We start from the raw sequence: 14,462 nt of genomic DNA, 5'->3' as shown, positions 1-14,462 counted from the left end.
CCGGTCGAACGGTACGCTAATTCCAATATTATCGGTATGTGCATTCTGATATAACGGTATGAACTTTCTGCTCGAACGGTACGCCTTTCCTTTATTATTGTGATGTAACTATTATTCATCACAGTGTAAAGGAGGAGCAATTATGCACGACTACACTACTATCATAGGTGTCATAGAACTAAGACTTAACAAGATCAGCTATGACAATGTTCAGAAACGATATCGAATTGGAAGAAGCGGAATCTCACTGATTATGGAACGCTATCGGGATTCTGGATTATCATTGGATGATTTAAAGCAGATGCCGGCCGAAAAGGTGGTCAATCTGATTTATCCCAAGGATAATCTTCGCCACAAAAACATTCCGTTGCCTGATTTTCACCAAATTCATGAGAACATGATCCAAATGGGAAAGAATGCAGACCTTGGATTTCTGTGGATCGAGTACAAAAAGAAAAATCCTAATGGTTATCAGCTATCACAGTTTTACAAACTGTATAGAGACTTTCTGGTAAATACTTATGGATCCACAAAAGTATCCATGCCGGTTGAACGAATTCCCGGTGAAAAGATGTACATCGACTGGGTAGGTGATCAACCAGAGCTGCTTCTGGATCCTTCAACTGGAGAACTCAAGAAAGTACACATTTTTGCAACAACTCTTGGTTTCAGCAGTCTTGTTTATGCAGAAGCCTTTCCAGATGAAAAACTGCCACATTTTATCACTGGTACCGTACATGCATTATCTTTTTACGGTGCTGTTCCCAGATATCTTGTGCCGGATAATCTGAAAACGGCTGTTACCCGACATAATAAGGATGAGCTTGTATTACAGACGGCTTTTTCAGATCTGGAAACTTTTTATGATACAATCATACTTCCACCACCGCCGCGCAAACCAAAGGGAAAAGCAACGATTGAAAATCATGTTCGCTTTCTGGAAATCTATTTAGTCGAAGAACTTAAGAAAAATACCTATACCTCGCTTGAGGCTTTAAATGATGCTACAAAAAGAATTGTAGAGGACATCAATCAGCGACCATTTCAGAAAAAATCAGATATCCGTAAATCAAGGATAACTGGATTTGAAAAGTATGACAAACCGCGTATGAACAAGCTTCCCGGCGAGAATTACACGCTTTGTGATTATAAGTACTTTCTTAAAGTTCCTGATAATTATCATCTTGAATATGATGCCCACTACTACTCTGTATTGTATACCCAAAGAGGAAAGCCGGCAATTCTAAAGGCAACAATGGCAGAAATAAGGATCTGCGATGAGTACAACCGTCTGATCTGCCGACATCCGAGATCCTACAGGGATTTTCCGCTATATATCACAGATGACAGCCATATGCCGCAAGAACATCTTTATTATAAAGAGGTTAATGCCCATGATGGTGCTTATTATCGGCGGTGGGCATCTGTATACGGCGATTCTATGGTCACTCTTATAGATAGGATCCTGCGCAGTCCAAAACATGAAGAACAAGCTTACAACAGTTGTGCCGGAGTCCTTCATTCCTGTAAGGATGTGCCACACAGGCTCGTACAAGAAGCTGCGGATAAATGTGTAGAAGCAAATGCCTGCAAGTATTCTTATTTTAAAAAAGTACTTGGCATGGTCCAAAACAATCATTCTATTAATAACACAGCTGCATCAGGAACACTTCCTTCCCATGCAAATATCCGTGGAAAGGAGGCCTATAAATAAGTGAGAATACAAAGCGAAATCACATTGACACCGGAAGAACAGGCCCTGATTTCTCGACTGAAAAGTTTCAGAGTTCCGGAAATGGCACGTATATTGGAGGAACAGTTGAGAGATCCGAATGCGGATCTGAATACTTTTAAGGAACGTATGTCAGCGATGATCAATTCGGAATGGCAATCAAGGGCGGATAAACGCTTCAATCGTTTGATGAAAGAAGCTCATCTCAGGTATCCGGCTGCAGATCTTGATGAGACGATTTATCGTCCTGAGCGTCAGTTAGACACGCAGATAATTGAACGTCTGAGCACTTGTCACTGGATAGAGGAAGGAAAAAACCTGATTGTAACAGGTTCTTCAGCAAGTGGTAAAACGTATTTGATCAATGCTTTTTGCGTAACAGCTATGAAACAGTCCAAAAGTGTCAGGTATATCAAAGCGAACACTCTTATGAGTGAAATGGAACAAGCACGTATCAAAGCTACTAATCTGGATTATCTGAACAAACTTACGAAACTCGATCTTCTTGTGATAGATGACTTTGGCCTGATGTGTTTATTGTAAAATAGAATTACCGAAAGTTGCAAACGGGAATTGGAGAATGTTGCATCTCCAAATTGGAGAAAGTTGCAAGGCATTCGCTAGAAGCGCTCAGGAACGGTGTAGCGCTTGAGTGGCAGCCACCAAGTATGAGCATTCCCATGAAAAGATCCATTGCAGGTATATCCAAAAACCATTAACCTTATCTTTATTGTAGTCCAAACAATAAAGACAAGGAGGAAAGGAGAATGTCAACTACAATGGATCAGATACATCATATCAGAGATATGTTCTACCGGCAAGATAAGAACATTTCTGAAATCGCATCTGAGACCGGCCTTAACTGGAAAACGGTCAAAAAATATGTGGATATGGAGGACTTTAACAATCCATCTCCCAAACCTGCATCATCAGAGGTTCACGAATCCAAGCTTGACCCATTCAAACCTTTGATTGATGAATGGCTGCAGGCAGACAAGCTTGCACCAAGAAAGCAACGGCATACAGCCAAAAGAGTATTTAAACGCCTCAAGGATGAAGCAGATGGTTTCGGCTGCAGTTATCGGCTTGTTGCCTTATACGTCAAACAGAAGAAAGAGGAACTACGGCTAAAAAGAACCGATGGCTATATCCCTCTTAATCATCATCCCGGCGAAGCCCAGTCAGACTTTGGAACAGCCGATTTTTATGAAAATGACAGGCTTCATCACGAGGCTAAGTACCTTGTGCTCAGTTTTCCCTACAGTAACGGAGGTTTCCTCCAGCTTAATTATGGCGAAAACATGGAATGTCTTCTGGAAGGACTGGTTGCCATATTTGAGCACATCGGTGGTGTTCCCACGGAAATCTGGTTTGACAATACCAGAACCATTGTTACCGAAATCATCAAAGGTGGCGGGCGTAATGTAACAGAGCGGTTTCAACGCTTTTGTGAACACTACCGCATTAAGCCGGTTTTTATGAATCCTGAATCCGGATGGGAAAAAGGAAACGTGGAAAACAAGGTTGGCTACCTGCGCCGCAACGAACTTGTACCGGTACCCCGCTTTGATGATCTTGTGAAAGAAAACAAGCATCTTCTGGATCGTTGTGAAATCGATATGCAGCGTGAGCACTATGATGACGATGATGACCGCTTTATCAGTAAACTGTTTGAAGAAGATAAGGCTCGTTTACTGCCGCTTCCTTCCGTTCCGTTTGATACGGCACTTTACACAACGGCAACAACGGATAAATATGGAAAGTTTACTCTTGACGCAGGAAAGCACCGTTATTCTGCTTCACCGGCTTTCTGTGAGTCCATTGTAAATCTCAAGATTACATCCTCTGATGTGATTGTCATGGACAAAGATATGCACGAAGTGGTGCGTCATAAGCGCCTTTACGGCAATGAACATGAAAGAATGGACTGGCTGCCATACCTTACATATATCGCCAGGAAACCCCGTTCTCTTCGAAACAGCGGCATATATGACATGATGCCACAAACCATGCAGATATACATGGATAACTGCGAAAGCAAGGAACGCGGACGTGTCCTGAAGGTGCTTGCAGAACTTACGGAAAGAACCGGGTTTGCTAGTGCTGTCAGAACAGTTGACGAAGCAGTCCGGCTGAATGCCACAGATCCGGACAGTCTGCAGAGCCTTTACAGGCGAACCTATGCAGATGTACCGCTTCTGCCTCCGCTTGAAAACAAAGTTTTACTGCCACAGCAGAAGGTCATTCCGTTCAGAAATGATCTGAAAATGCTGGATGCCGCCCTTAAGAAGGGAGGTGTCTCAAATGGCTGATATAGAAAAATCCATTGCAGCATGCTGCAAACAGCTCAAGCTGTCCACGAACTTTGCAGGGCAGGCTTTCGAGCAGAAAGGAGACACACCGCAGGAATACCTTTTAAACCTCCTGACAAACGAAATTGAATACCGTACAGCAAAAAGGAAGAGCAAGTTCCTCAATACCGCCGGCTTCCCACGTAGATACCGCGTGGAGGAATTCAGGGCAGATGAGATAGATTTCCCGGAAGACGTCAGCTTCCAAAGCCTGTTAGACCTGGAGTTTTATCATACAGGAAAAAATGTCATCATGTATGGAGGAACAGGAACCGGTAAAACAATGCTTTCCATTCTGATTGGAATGTCTGCATGTAATCAGGAAATTCCGGTAAGATTCTACCGCACTGCCGGACTTATCAATCTCTTTTCCGAGAGTCAGAGCAGCGGAAAGCTTACTGCACTGAAAAAGAAGCTTAACAGTGCCCGGATACTGATTCTGGATGAATTCGGATATGTTCCGTATGACCGCACCGGTTCACAGCTTCTGTTTGATTATCTTTCTGAGATACACGAGCAGAAATCGGTGATTTTAAACACGAATCTTGAATTCTCACAGTGGGTGAACGTTCTTTATGACCAACGGATGACAACAGCACTGATTGGCAGGCTCACCCACCATGTGGAACTGATTCTGTTCCCGGGGATCAATAATCGGTTACGTGAATCAAGCATCAATGCAACTCTTTCAAGAATCAGCAGTCAGGAGGCAGGTAACAATGGCTAAAAATAAAAAAGTTATCAAAGAACAGAAAAAATATCAAAATCTTCAGGAACGCTATGAGGAGATGAATGATTATCTTCTTGATCTCATAGAAGATCACCGATGCGCAGAAGAAGATCTGAGATATCTAAATGATTTTATCCATTATAAAGAGCTGGATGAGGAGTTCCGCTATTTCAGGGAACATGCACATGAAGATGAAAACTCGGAACTTCCGTTTCCATATCTCACGCTATAACAACTAAATATGGTCTGCAATGGCTATGTAGCTGGCAGAATAGCTGCCAGCCGAGGCCTTGCAACTTTCTCCAATTTGGAGATGCAACATTCTCCAAAAATATTTTGCATTTTTCTCCAAAAAGTGCTTGCAAAAAACAGCCTGATGGATCTTGATCTCGATAAATGCCGAGATCTTTTTGAAGTACTTGATACCCGTGATGGACGGAAATCTACAGTTGTGATTTCTCAATTTCCTGTCAGCTCCTGGTTTGATATGTTTGCAGATAACACTTACGCAGATGCCTGCCTTACAAGAATTACCGACAAGCATCATACATATCGTCTGGAAATGAATGGTATCAACATGAGAGAAACGGAATAAAAGATATCAATAGTATTTTGTACCGCTAAAAATGGAATAGCCGTTCCGCGCATGCGGAACGGAAATCCCATTCAACCGTAATTTACATGCAAACGTGTAATTAATGTTCTTATACAAACAGTTTGTAACTGTATGGCTAATTGTTCCCTAAAATCTTGTAAATTCTTTGCAGTAAAAACTTCCCTTTTTACACTTTTTTTAAGTTTAGTAAGTCCATAATTTGTAACTCGGGAAAAAAATTCCTTAAAATATATCTTATGTCTAAATTCACCCTCTCTGTTATCATCTTCTTTTTTCAAATAATCGAGTAATTTCTCTTCACATTTCACTTCTAATGTTTCAATATCAAACGTTCTTCCGCTCAAATAATCGTTTATATTTTTTTGATAAGTTAAAACTTTTTCATATATTGTATCCCCTAACATCTTTTTCCAATATATTTCTTTATAAATATCAATCTCATATTCGTTTAGAGATAAATATTTACGTTCTGATAAATAAGTACTATACTTCTCCATATTATCCTCCGTAATCATTTAACATCATCATAAAAGGCAGAGTGTAAAACACTCTACCTTTTCCTTTAGCAACAATAAATAGTTAAAAATGTTCCACATTTGATCGTTGTGGATAAAAACCCTTCTGCATACTCCTCATTTTGTGCAAGACTTTTAAATTCCTCTAACTCCACTTCCAAATCTCCTGCCAAATAATGTTCTTGCTTTTCTTGCATTGTATCCTAACCTCCTTTCATACTATAAAAATTATTTTAGAAAAAATGTAATAATAATTTTAAACAGATTTCCCTTTACTTGATAAGACATTTCTCCTTCATACTTATTTACAATTCTTTCGATCCCTTTTAACCCATATCCATGATTTGCTTTATCCTTTTTATTAGTTATTAATTTACCTCCTCGCACTAATATTTTTTCTTCTATGGAATTGGATATATCTAAAAATAATAACCTGTTCTGTTTCTCTACTTGTACTTTAATCCATCGCTTTCCTTTTTTTATTTTTTCACATGCCTCTATCGAATTATCTAATAAATTTCCAAACAATGAACATAATTCACTATCCTTGAAGGGCCATTGGGGTAAAAAAATCGTTTCAATAAAAAACTCTATGTTGCGTTCTTCTGCCAAATATTTTTTTTGTCTCAATATTAAATCAACCACTTTATTTCCTGTCCATATTTCTTCTGTTGTTCTCAAAAAAACTTTTTCAAGTTCTTTTGCATAGTTAGCAATCCCTTCGTAATCATAGGTTCTCTCTTGACTTTGAAGTATAATCATATGATTTTTTATATCATGTATTAATTGGCGATTTTGTTCTAAAACACATAGCAACTCTTGATAACTTTGTTCTTTTAATTTTTCTCTCATCTTTAGCATTTCATTTTGCTTTTGTAACATCTTGCTTTTCACAAAAGCCCTACTAACAAATATTACAATAACAATGATGATTAAAAGAGAAAAACTAGTAATATCTCCTCGCATTTGTAATATACCATTTGACATGTTTACCAAAACAAATTGATATCCTCTCATAACCACAAATAACACAAGATTCGCTGATAAAATAATATTTTGAAATTCTCTGATATCTATTTCTCTATCTCTACTTTTTCCAAGAGAAAAAACTATTATTCCTGTTATACTTCTTGTACACAATAAAATTCCAATTTTCCAATAAGAGTTTGCATACCAATAAACTGCCTCTTCAAATTCTGTTTGTAAAAATATCATCCCCCAAAAACTAAACAATAAGTCCAACAAAGATGTACCTAAAAAATAGAGAAACACGAGATTCGTAATTAAAAAAGGATTTTTTTTAACTATAAAAAATAGATTAATACATATTACCAATGCACAAAATATCATCATACTATAGGAAAAAAACAGAATTTCCCTATTTATACTTAATAAGAGTCCTACAATTATAATATTCAAATTTACGAATAATCTATTTTTTTTAGTTAAAAGTTTTGGTTCTAAAATTGTAGCATACAAAAATTGGTAGCATAACCATATTTCAAAAAATGCAATCCACATTTGTATCATCTTCATCATAATACACTTCTACAATCTTCCTCTATATAAATTAATTTGCTCTTTCACTCTTTTCAAATTAGATCTACTTATAATAATTTGTTCTCCATTATCCATAGTAATCAAATTTTCCTTTATTCCATCCAAGTGATTAACATTGACTACATAACCTCGTTCTGTTAAAAGGAATTCTGCACTTCCTAATTCTTTTATAATCTGTGTTAATGTTATCCGTTCTTTATATATTCCTCTTGTTGTCACGAAACGTACATACTTAGATGTTTTTTCTTTACACATATATATAATTTCTTTATAATATATTTTTTCTTTATTCATAGGACTTCCTATAAACCTAAATTTATCTTTATCTTTTTCAAATTTATTAATCAGTGAACTGAGCACTATTGGAAGTCTATACTGCATATTTTCTTTTAATATATACTGATATGCTTCTATTTCATAACTCTGAACTGCATACATAGAGTAAGATGTTAAATATATCAAATATATATCTGACTTTTTCCCCTTTATCCTTTTCCCTAATTCAATTCCACCAATTTCCGGCATCTCAACATCTGAAATCACTATGTCAAAATCCATTTTCTCTTCAAAATCAGTCCAAAATTTTTTCACACTTAGATATGTATATATTTCTATTTTATTTTCCATTGCTTTTTTCACAATATTTTCAACAATATTTAATATATTTTCTTCATCATCTATTATAACTATTTTAATCATTTTCACTTTTTTCCTCAAAAATATAGTATTTATTTTTACAACATCATAAAATGTATACTCATTCTGGTTATACACAACTTAATGGATAGGTACTCTCTCTTCATGATTTCCTATTTTACCAATAAGATCATTAATTTTCATACACTGAAAAACCAGGAGTCCCTCTTCCAATAAGATTACGCACATTTTTTTTAATTTCTTTCCGATATTTATAATATAACATATTTATAACATCTTATCTTTCTTTTGCCCTTAAATTATAAGAATATGACCTCGAATTGCAAATTAAAAAGCCTTTTATCAACAAAACATGCACTTGCAGCAATCATATCTGTTGTTGCATTAACTAAAAAAAATAAAAGAGTTACTCCTGCAATTAATATTTTCTCATCTCCCCATTCTCACACACAGAACAATCATTACATTAACAAAAAGAAATATTTAACTAGAGAAAAAAACACATCGATTCACGCCCAATATACTACCTCCGATAGTTGCAATTCTAATCATGTTGTATCTCCTTAAGCATATAATATTTACTCTTATTCATATCTTGAAGAATTGCCTCATCTTTTGTTACATACAGAATAAAAGTTTTTTCCCATAACGTATTTTCTTCACATTCTTCTATTGCTTTCCCACAATGATAAATATATTTCCCATATTCTTTATCCTGAACTTTCTTTATAATATCTGCAACTGCATCATTAATTTTCATTGATTGAAAATATGGGTTCCATTTCCCTAATAAGCGATTCACATTAGCCTTGGTTAAAGTGATCTTTTTATATTCCCACTCTCTTTTAGGAAAAATATCCGCTCTGTTCAGTTGTAAATACTCCAATACTATATTAAATTCTCTTTCTCCAGTTTCATATGAATAACCTAATTCTAAATATGCATATATATGCCACATTGCTTTCTCTAGATATAAATTCTCTTTCGTAGTCTCATATTGTTTACACAACCAAACAATACTCTTCAACAAAATTCTACTACTATTTAATCCCAATGATTCAATATTATAAACTGCAAGAATAATGGCTTTTACTTCAACCTTATTATAAAACATTCAACCGTACCTCCTTTTCCTTAATAGTACAGTCGTATTTACTATTTGTAAATAGTTTGCATATATGTAAATTCATTTCTATTACTATTATTGTTACAATATATAGCAAAGAAAGGAGATGAATGCCATTATGAAAACAGGACAACGTATCCAGGAAATTCGCAAGGCTCAAGGTATTACTCAAAATCAACTTGCCGAAAAACTTCATGTTTCTCCTAGTTTTATAAGTCGTATTGAAAATGGTTCTTCTTCTCTCACAGTAGATTTTGCCTGTGAAATTGCAGATGCGCTTCATGTGGCTCGTCAAGAAATTTTCTGCGATCTTTTAATTAATTATCAAACAGAAGAAGTTGATTCTATTTCTCAAAAAATTGAAATTAATATCAAAAAATTCCCAACGCAAAAGCAAGATGAAATTCTTGCCGTCATAGAATTCCTTGCTTCTCGCTTATCTTGATTGTATCATATTAATATTTTTTTGCATTATATTTTCCATGAAATGTATATTTTTAGGACATGGATTTATTCATATTTGTAAGATTTCTATTATAAAGTCCCTATATACTATATATAAGACACTTTATTTTAATTTACTAACGCTATCAAGGGGCTATCGGGAAATAGATAGTTCCAAATAGGGGCAGATGTGACTCATACCAGGTCACATCTGCCCCTGAAATTTTTCCATAAAAGAGAAAAAGATGGCTAACGACAACCATCTCTTCTCCGTTACATGTTATAATGTAACTATGCTAAACAATAAGTATTATAACGAATTTTTTGAATTAGGGCAACAGAAAATTAACTTCAGTTTCTTCGAATTGTGTTTACCTGACGACAATCCAGTCTATACCCTGAAAAAAGTGATGGAGGAATTAGATTTTTCTGGCTTGTTGGCCAATTGTGTAAATTACGGTTGAATGGGATTTCCGTTCCGCATGCGCGGAACGGCTATTCCATTTTTAGCGGTACAAAATACTATTGATATCTTTTATTCCGTTTCTCTCATGTTGATACCATTCATTTCCAGACGATATGTATGATGCTTGTCGGTAATTCTTGTAAGGCAGGCATCTGCGTAAGTGTTATCTGCAAACATATCAAACCAGGAGCTGACAGGAAATTGAGAAATCACAACTGTAGATTTCCGTCCATCACGGGTATCAAGTACTTCAAAAAGATCTCGGCATTTATCGAGATCAAGATCCATCAGGCCAAAGTCATCTATCACAAGAAGATCGAGTTTCGTAAGTTTGTTCAGATAATCCAGATTAGTAGCTTTGATACGTGCTTGTTCCATTTCACTCATAAGAGTGTTCGCTTTGATATACCTGACACTTTTGGACTGTTTCATAGCTGTTACGCAAAAAGCATTGATCAAATACGTTTTACCACTTGCTGAAGAACCTGTTACAATCAGGTTTTTTCCTTCCTCTATCCAGTGACAAGTGCTCAGACGTTCAATTATCTGCGTGTCTAACTGACGCTCAGGACGATAAATCGTCTCATCAAGATCTGCAGCCGGATACCTGAGATGAGCTTCTTTCATCAAACGATTGAAGCGTTTATCCGCCCTTGATTGCCATTCCGAATTGATCATCGCTGACATACGTTCCTTAAAAGTATTCAGATCCGCATTCGGATCTCTCAACTGTTCCTCCAATATACGTGCCATTTCCGGAACTCTGAAACTTTTCAGTCGAGAAATCAGGGCCTGTTCTTCCGGTGTCAATGTGATTTCGCTTTGTATTCTCACTTATTTATAGGCCTCCTTTCCACGGATATTTGCATGGGAAGGAAGTGTTCCTGATGCAGCTGTGTTATTAATAGAATGATTGTTTTGGACCATGCCAAGTACTTTTTTAAAATAAGAATACTTGCAGGCATTTGCTTCTACACATTTATCCGCAGCTTCTTGTACGAGCCTGTGTGGCACATCCTTACAGGAATGAAGGACTCCGGCACAACTGTTGTAAGCTTGTTCTTCATGTTTTGGACTGCGCAGGATCCTATCTATAAGAGTGACCATAGAATCGCCGTATACAGATGCCCACCGCCGATAATAAGCACCATCATGGGCATTAACCTCTTTATAATAAAGATGTTCTTGCGGCATATGGCTGTCATCTGTGATATATAGCGGAAAATCCCTGTAGGATCTCGGATGTCGGCAGATCAGACGGTTGTACTCATCGCAGATCCTTATTTCTGCCATTGTTGCCTTTAGAATTGCCGGCTTTCCTCTTTGGGTATACAATACAGAGTAGTAGTGGGCATCATATTCAAGATGATAATTATCAGGAACTTTAAGAAAGTACTTATAATCACAAAGCGTGTAATTCTCGCCGGGAAGCTTGTTCATACGCGGTTTGTCATACTTTTCAAATCCAGTTATCCTTGATTTACGGATATCTGATTTTTTCTGAAATGGTCGCTGATTGATGTCCTCTACAATTCTTTTTGTAGCATCATTTAAAGCCTCAAGCGAGGTATAGGTATTTTTCTTAAGTTCTTCGACTAAATAGATTTCCAGAAAGCGAACATGATTTTCAATCGTTGCTTTTCCCTTTGGTTTGCGCGGCGGTGGTGGAAGTATGATTGTATCATAAAAAGTTTCCAGATCTGAAAAAGCCGTCTGTAATACAAGCTCATCCTTATTATGTCGGGTAACAGCCGTTTTCAGATTATCCGGCACAAGATATCTGGGAACAGCACCGTAAAAAGATAATGCATGTACGGTACCAGTGATAAAATGTGGCAGTTTTTCATCTGGAAAGGCTTCTGCATAAACAAGACTGCTGAAACCAAGAGTTGTTGCAAAAATGTGTACTTTCTTGAGTTCTCCAGTTGAAGGATCCAGAAGCAGCTCTGGTTGATCACCTACCCAGTCGATGTACATCTTTTCACCGGGAATTCGTTCAACCGGCATGGATACTTTTGTGGATCCATAAGTATTTACCAGAAAGTCTCTATACAGTTTGTAAAACTGTGATAGCTGATAACCATTAGGATTTTTCTTTTTGTACTCGATCCACAGAAATCCAAGGTCTGCATTCTTTCCCATTTGGATCATGTTCTCATGAATTTGGTGAAAATCAGGCAACGGAATGTTTTTGTGGCGAAGATTATCCTTGGGATAAATCAGATTGACCACCTTTTCGGCCGGCATCTGCTTTAAATCATCCAATGATAATCCAGAATCCCGATAGCGTTCCATAATCAGTGAGATTCCGCTTCTTCCAATTCGATATCGTTTCTGAACATTGTCATAGCTGATCTTGTTAAGTCTTAGTTCTATGACACCTATGATAGTAGTGTAGTCGTGCATAATTGCTCCTCCTTTACACTGTGATGAATAATAGTTACATCACAATAATAAAGGAAAGGCGTACCGTTCGAGCAGAAAGTTCATACCGTTATATCAGAATGCACATACCGATAATATTGGAATTAGCGTACCGTTCGACCGGAATTTGCAGCCAATTGTTCAGATAAGGGAAGAACCGGGTATAACCCAATTATGATGTATGCCGTAGTTACTTACGCAAACATGCGTGGGATTAGAGCTGTTGACCGTATTGTGGAATTATGCGAAAGAGACCTTGCATTTATCTGGCTTACCAAAGGTCAGAAACCAAAAAGGGATGCTTTTTATGAGTTCAAGAATAAAAGACTGACTGCAGATGTATTGGATGAGTTGAATTACCAGTTTCTCCGCCGCCTGCAAAAAGAAGGACTGATCACATTGAAATCCCTTTTTATTGATGGAACAAAAATAGAGGCCAATGCAAACCGCTATACATTTGTGTGGAGAGGGACGATCAATTATCATCTCGCAGGCTTACTCGATATGATTGATTCACTGTATCAGAAGTATAATGCATGGATAGATGAAAATGAGTATGGCATAAAATATGACATTCCCCATGCACATATGTTTGTGATCGAAGGAATGGATAAGGTAAGAGATGTCATTGAAAAGAACCGGAAGCGGAAACTGACAAAACATAAAAAGTTGTCCAATAATACGATCATCGAGATTGACAACTGTTCCCCATTGGAGATTTTGAAACTTCAGAAAAATCTGACTCAGATCGCAGAGAAGGAACAGATTGCGTTTGTTTACGGAAAAGGGAAGAGGAAATCGGAGCTCCAGCAGCTTTATGAGGAATTAGAAACCTGCGGCGAACGCCTTATGGGATACAAAGAATGTTTTGAGATCATGGGAAAGGACAGGAACAGCTATTCCAAAACAGATTTAGAAGCCACCTTTATGAGAATGAAAGAAGATCACATGCTGAACGGACAGTTAAAAGCCGCATATAATGTTCAGATCGCAGTAGAGAATTATTTCATTGTCCATGCTTATGTAAGCAATGACCGGACAGACTATAACACACTGATTCCGGTTTTAGAAAAGCATAAAAATGCATTTGGGGAGATTTTGGAAGAAGTAACCGCAGATAGCGGTTATTGTAGCGAGAAAAATCTTCTGTATTTAAAGAAAAATAAGATATCCAGTTACATCAAGCTGCAGGATCATGAAAAACGGAAAACACGCGCTTACAGAGAAGATATTGGAAAATATTACAACATGAAAACACAGATATTTGAGGATGAACGGTATTATGTTTGTCATGACGGAAGAGAATTGCATCATATCCGCACAGAGACCAAAAAACAGCCGGGTTATACCCAGACTTTTGAGGTATACGGATGTGCAGACTGTAGTGGTTGTGAACACAAAGCGAAATGCTTATATAAATATAACGCAGAAAAAGATGCTGAGAAAAACAAAGTTATGAAGATCAATGAACAAGGGGAAACATTGAAAGAGGAATCCCATGCAAACATCCAAAGTGAGAAAGGGATTCTAAATCGTCAGATCCGTTCCATCCAGACAGAAGGACATTTTGGAGATATCAAGGGAAATGATAGTTTCCGAAGATTCAACTACCGAACGTCAGAGAAGGTGTATAAAGAATTCATGCTGTATGCCATTGGTCGGAACATGAATAAATATCATCGTTTTCTTCATGATGAGATTAAAAAATTCGAAGGAAAAACCGAGGAAAAGACGGCTTAAAAAATGTGCATGTTCAAAAATGCAGTTATGGGTGTTTTGCGCCCTAAAATATATACAGAAAAAGAACAATAAGAATCTCCCACAGAATATCAAGTATGAAA

General features: G+C 37.0%; 13 protein-coding genes and 3 pseudogenes. 9 read left to right on the top strand and 7 right to left on the bottom strand.

Going from position 1 to position 14,462, the window contains the following annotated elements; all coding sequences use genetic code 11:
• Window positions 1–142 precede the first annotated feature (142 nt).
• From HDCHBGLK_RS09050 to HDCHBGLK_RS20270, 6 genes and pseudogenes are all read left to right on the top strand, one after another.
• The gene (locus HDCHBGLK_RS09050; protein ID WP_004605805.1) at window positions 143–1,714 is read left to right on the top strand and encodes a Mu transposase domain-containing protein; all 1,572 of its coding nucleotides are present in this window, start codon (window positions 143–145) and stop codon (window positions 1,712–1,714) included.
• Complete coding sequence (locus HDCHBGLK_RS09045) at window positions 1,715–2,275, top strand: ATP-binding protein (RefSeq protein WP_004608015.1); 561 nt, start codon at window positions 1,715–1,717, stop codon at window positions 2,273–2,275. It abuts the gene before it with no gap.
• 236 nt (window positions 2,276–2,511) lie between these two features.
• A complete protein-coding gene (gene istA, locus HDCHBGLK_RS09040) occupies window positions 2,512–4,044 on the top strand; it encodes an IS21 family transposase (RefSeq protein ID WP_004605483.1) in 1,533 nt (510 codons plus the stop codon).
• Complete coding sequence (locus HDCHBGLK_RS09035; RefSeq protein WP_004605482.1) at window positions 4,037–4,810, top strand: ATP-binding protein; 774 nt, start codon at window positions 4,037–4,039, stop codon at window positions 4,808–4,810. The genes istA and HDCHBGLK_RS09035 overlap by 8 nt, the downstream gene beginning before the upstream one ends.
• The gene (locus HDCHBGLK_RS09030) at window positions 4,803–5,045 is read left to right on the top strand and encodes a hypothetical protein (RefSeq protein WP_004604852.1); all 243 of its coding nucleotides are present in this window, start codon (window positions 4,803–4,805) and stop codon (window positions 5,043–5,045) included. The genes HDCHBGLK_RS09035 and HDCHBGLK_RS09030 overlap by 8 nt, the downstream gene beginning before the upstream one ends.
• 141 nt (window positions 5,046–5,186) lie before the next feature.
• Window positions 5,187–5,408, top strand: a pseudogene (locus HDCHBGLK_RS20270) (ATP-binding protein); the annotation flags it as partial.
• 71 nt (window positions 5,409–5,479) lie between these two features.
• On the opposite strand, the gene HDCHBGLK_RS09020 reads toward HDCHBGLK_RS20270, so the two are convergent.
• The 5 genes from HDCHBGLK_RS09020 to HDCHBGLK_RS09005 form a co-directional block, all read right to left on the bottom strand.
• Window positions 5,480–5,926 carry a hypothetical protein gene (locus HDCHBGLK_RS09020; protein WP_039909928.1) on the bottom strand — a complete coding sequence of 149 codons (447 nt, stop codon included), beginning with the start codon at window positions 5,924–5,926 and terminating at the stop codon, window positions 5,480–5,482.
• Between the two features lie 65 nt (window positions 5,927–5,991).
• Window positions 5,992–6,141 carry a hypothetical protein gene (locus HDCHBGLK_RS18795; RefSeq protein WP_004608019.1) on the bottom strand — a complete coding sequence of 50 codons (150 nt, stop codon included), beginning with the start codon at window positions 6,139–6,141 and terminating at the stop codon, window positions 5,992–5,994.
• 31 nt (window positions 6,142–6,172) lie between these two features.
• A complete protein-coding gene (locus HDCHBGLK_RS09015) occupies window positions 6,173–7,483 on the bottom strand; it encodes a sensor histidine kinase (protein WP_004608020.1) in 1,311 nt (436 codons plus the stop codon).
• A 9-nt stretch (window positions 7,484–7,492) separates the two neighbouring features.
• Window positions 7,493–8,203, bottom strand: a complete 711-nt coding sequence (locus tag HDCHBGLK_RS09010; protein WP_039909930.1) for a LytR/AlgR family response regulator transcription factor — start codon at window positions 8,201–8,203, stop codon at window positions 7,493–7,495.
• A gap of 502 nt (window positions 8,204–8,705) precedes the next feature.
• Window positions 8,706–9,275 carry a hypothetical protein gene (locus tag HDCHBGLK_RS09005; RefSeq protein ID WP_004608022.1) on the bottom strand — a complete coding sequence of 190 codons (570 nt, stop codon included), beginning with the start codon at window positions 9,273–9,275 and terminating at the stop codon, window positions 8,706–8,708.
• Between the two features lie 130 nt (window positions 9,276–9,405).
• Here HDCHBGLK_RS09005 and HDCHBGLK_RS09000 point away from each other — a divergent pair, with 130 nt between their 5' ends.
• Entirely contained in the window at window positions 9,406–9,732 is a 327-nt protein-coding gene (locus HDCHBGLK_RS09000; RefSeq protein ID WP_050755153.1) for a helix-turn-helix domain-containing protein, read from the top strand.
• Between the two features lie 292 nt (window positions 9,733–10,024).
• A pseudogene (locus HDCHBGLK_RS20265) lies at window positions 10,025–10,192 on the top strand (transposase); the annotation flags it as partial.
• Between the two features lie 74 nt (window positions 10,193–10,266).
• Here the strand turns inward: HDCHBGLK_RS20265 and HDCHBGLK_RS08990 are convergent.
• Together HDCHBGLK_RS08990 and HDCHBGLK_RS08985 are read right to left on the bottom strand one after the other, a co-directional pair.
• Window positions 10,267–11,031: an ATP-binding protein gene (locus tag HDCHBGLK_RS08990; RefSeq protein WP_004605804.1), complete on the bottom strand. Its 765-nt coding sequence runs from the start codon at window positions 11,029–11,031 to the stop codon at window positions 10,267–10,269.
• Entirely contained in the window at window positions 11,032–12,603 is a 1,572-nt protein-coding gene (locus HDCHBGLK_RS08985) for a Mu transposase domain-containing protein (RefSeq protein ID WP_004605805.1), read from the bottom strand. It abuts the gene before it with no gap.
• A gap of 159 nt (window positions 12,604–12,762) precedes the next feature.
• Between HDCHBGLK_RS08985 and HDCHBGLK_RS08980 the strand changes: the two are divergent.
• Window positions 12,763–14,361: pseudogene (locus HDCHBGLK_RS08980) on the top strand (transposase); the annotation flags it as partial.
• Window positions 14,362–14,462 lie beyond the last annotated feature (101 nt).

The organism is [Clostridium] scindens ATCC 35704, assembly GCF_004295125.1.
Lineage (GTDB): Bacteria > Bacillota > Clostridia > Lachnospirales > Lachnospiraceae > Clostridium_AP > Clostridium_AP scindens.
Note: the sequence above shows the minus strand (reverse complement) of the source record. Positions and strands in the feature narration are given on the sequence as shown.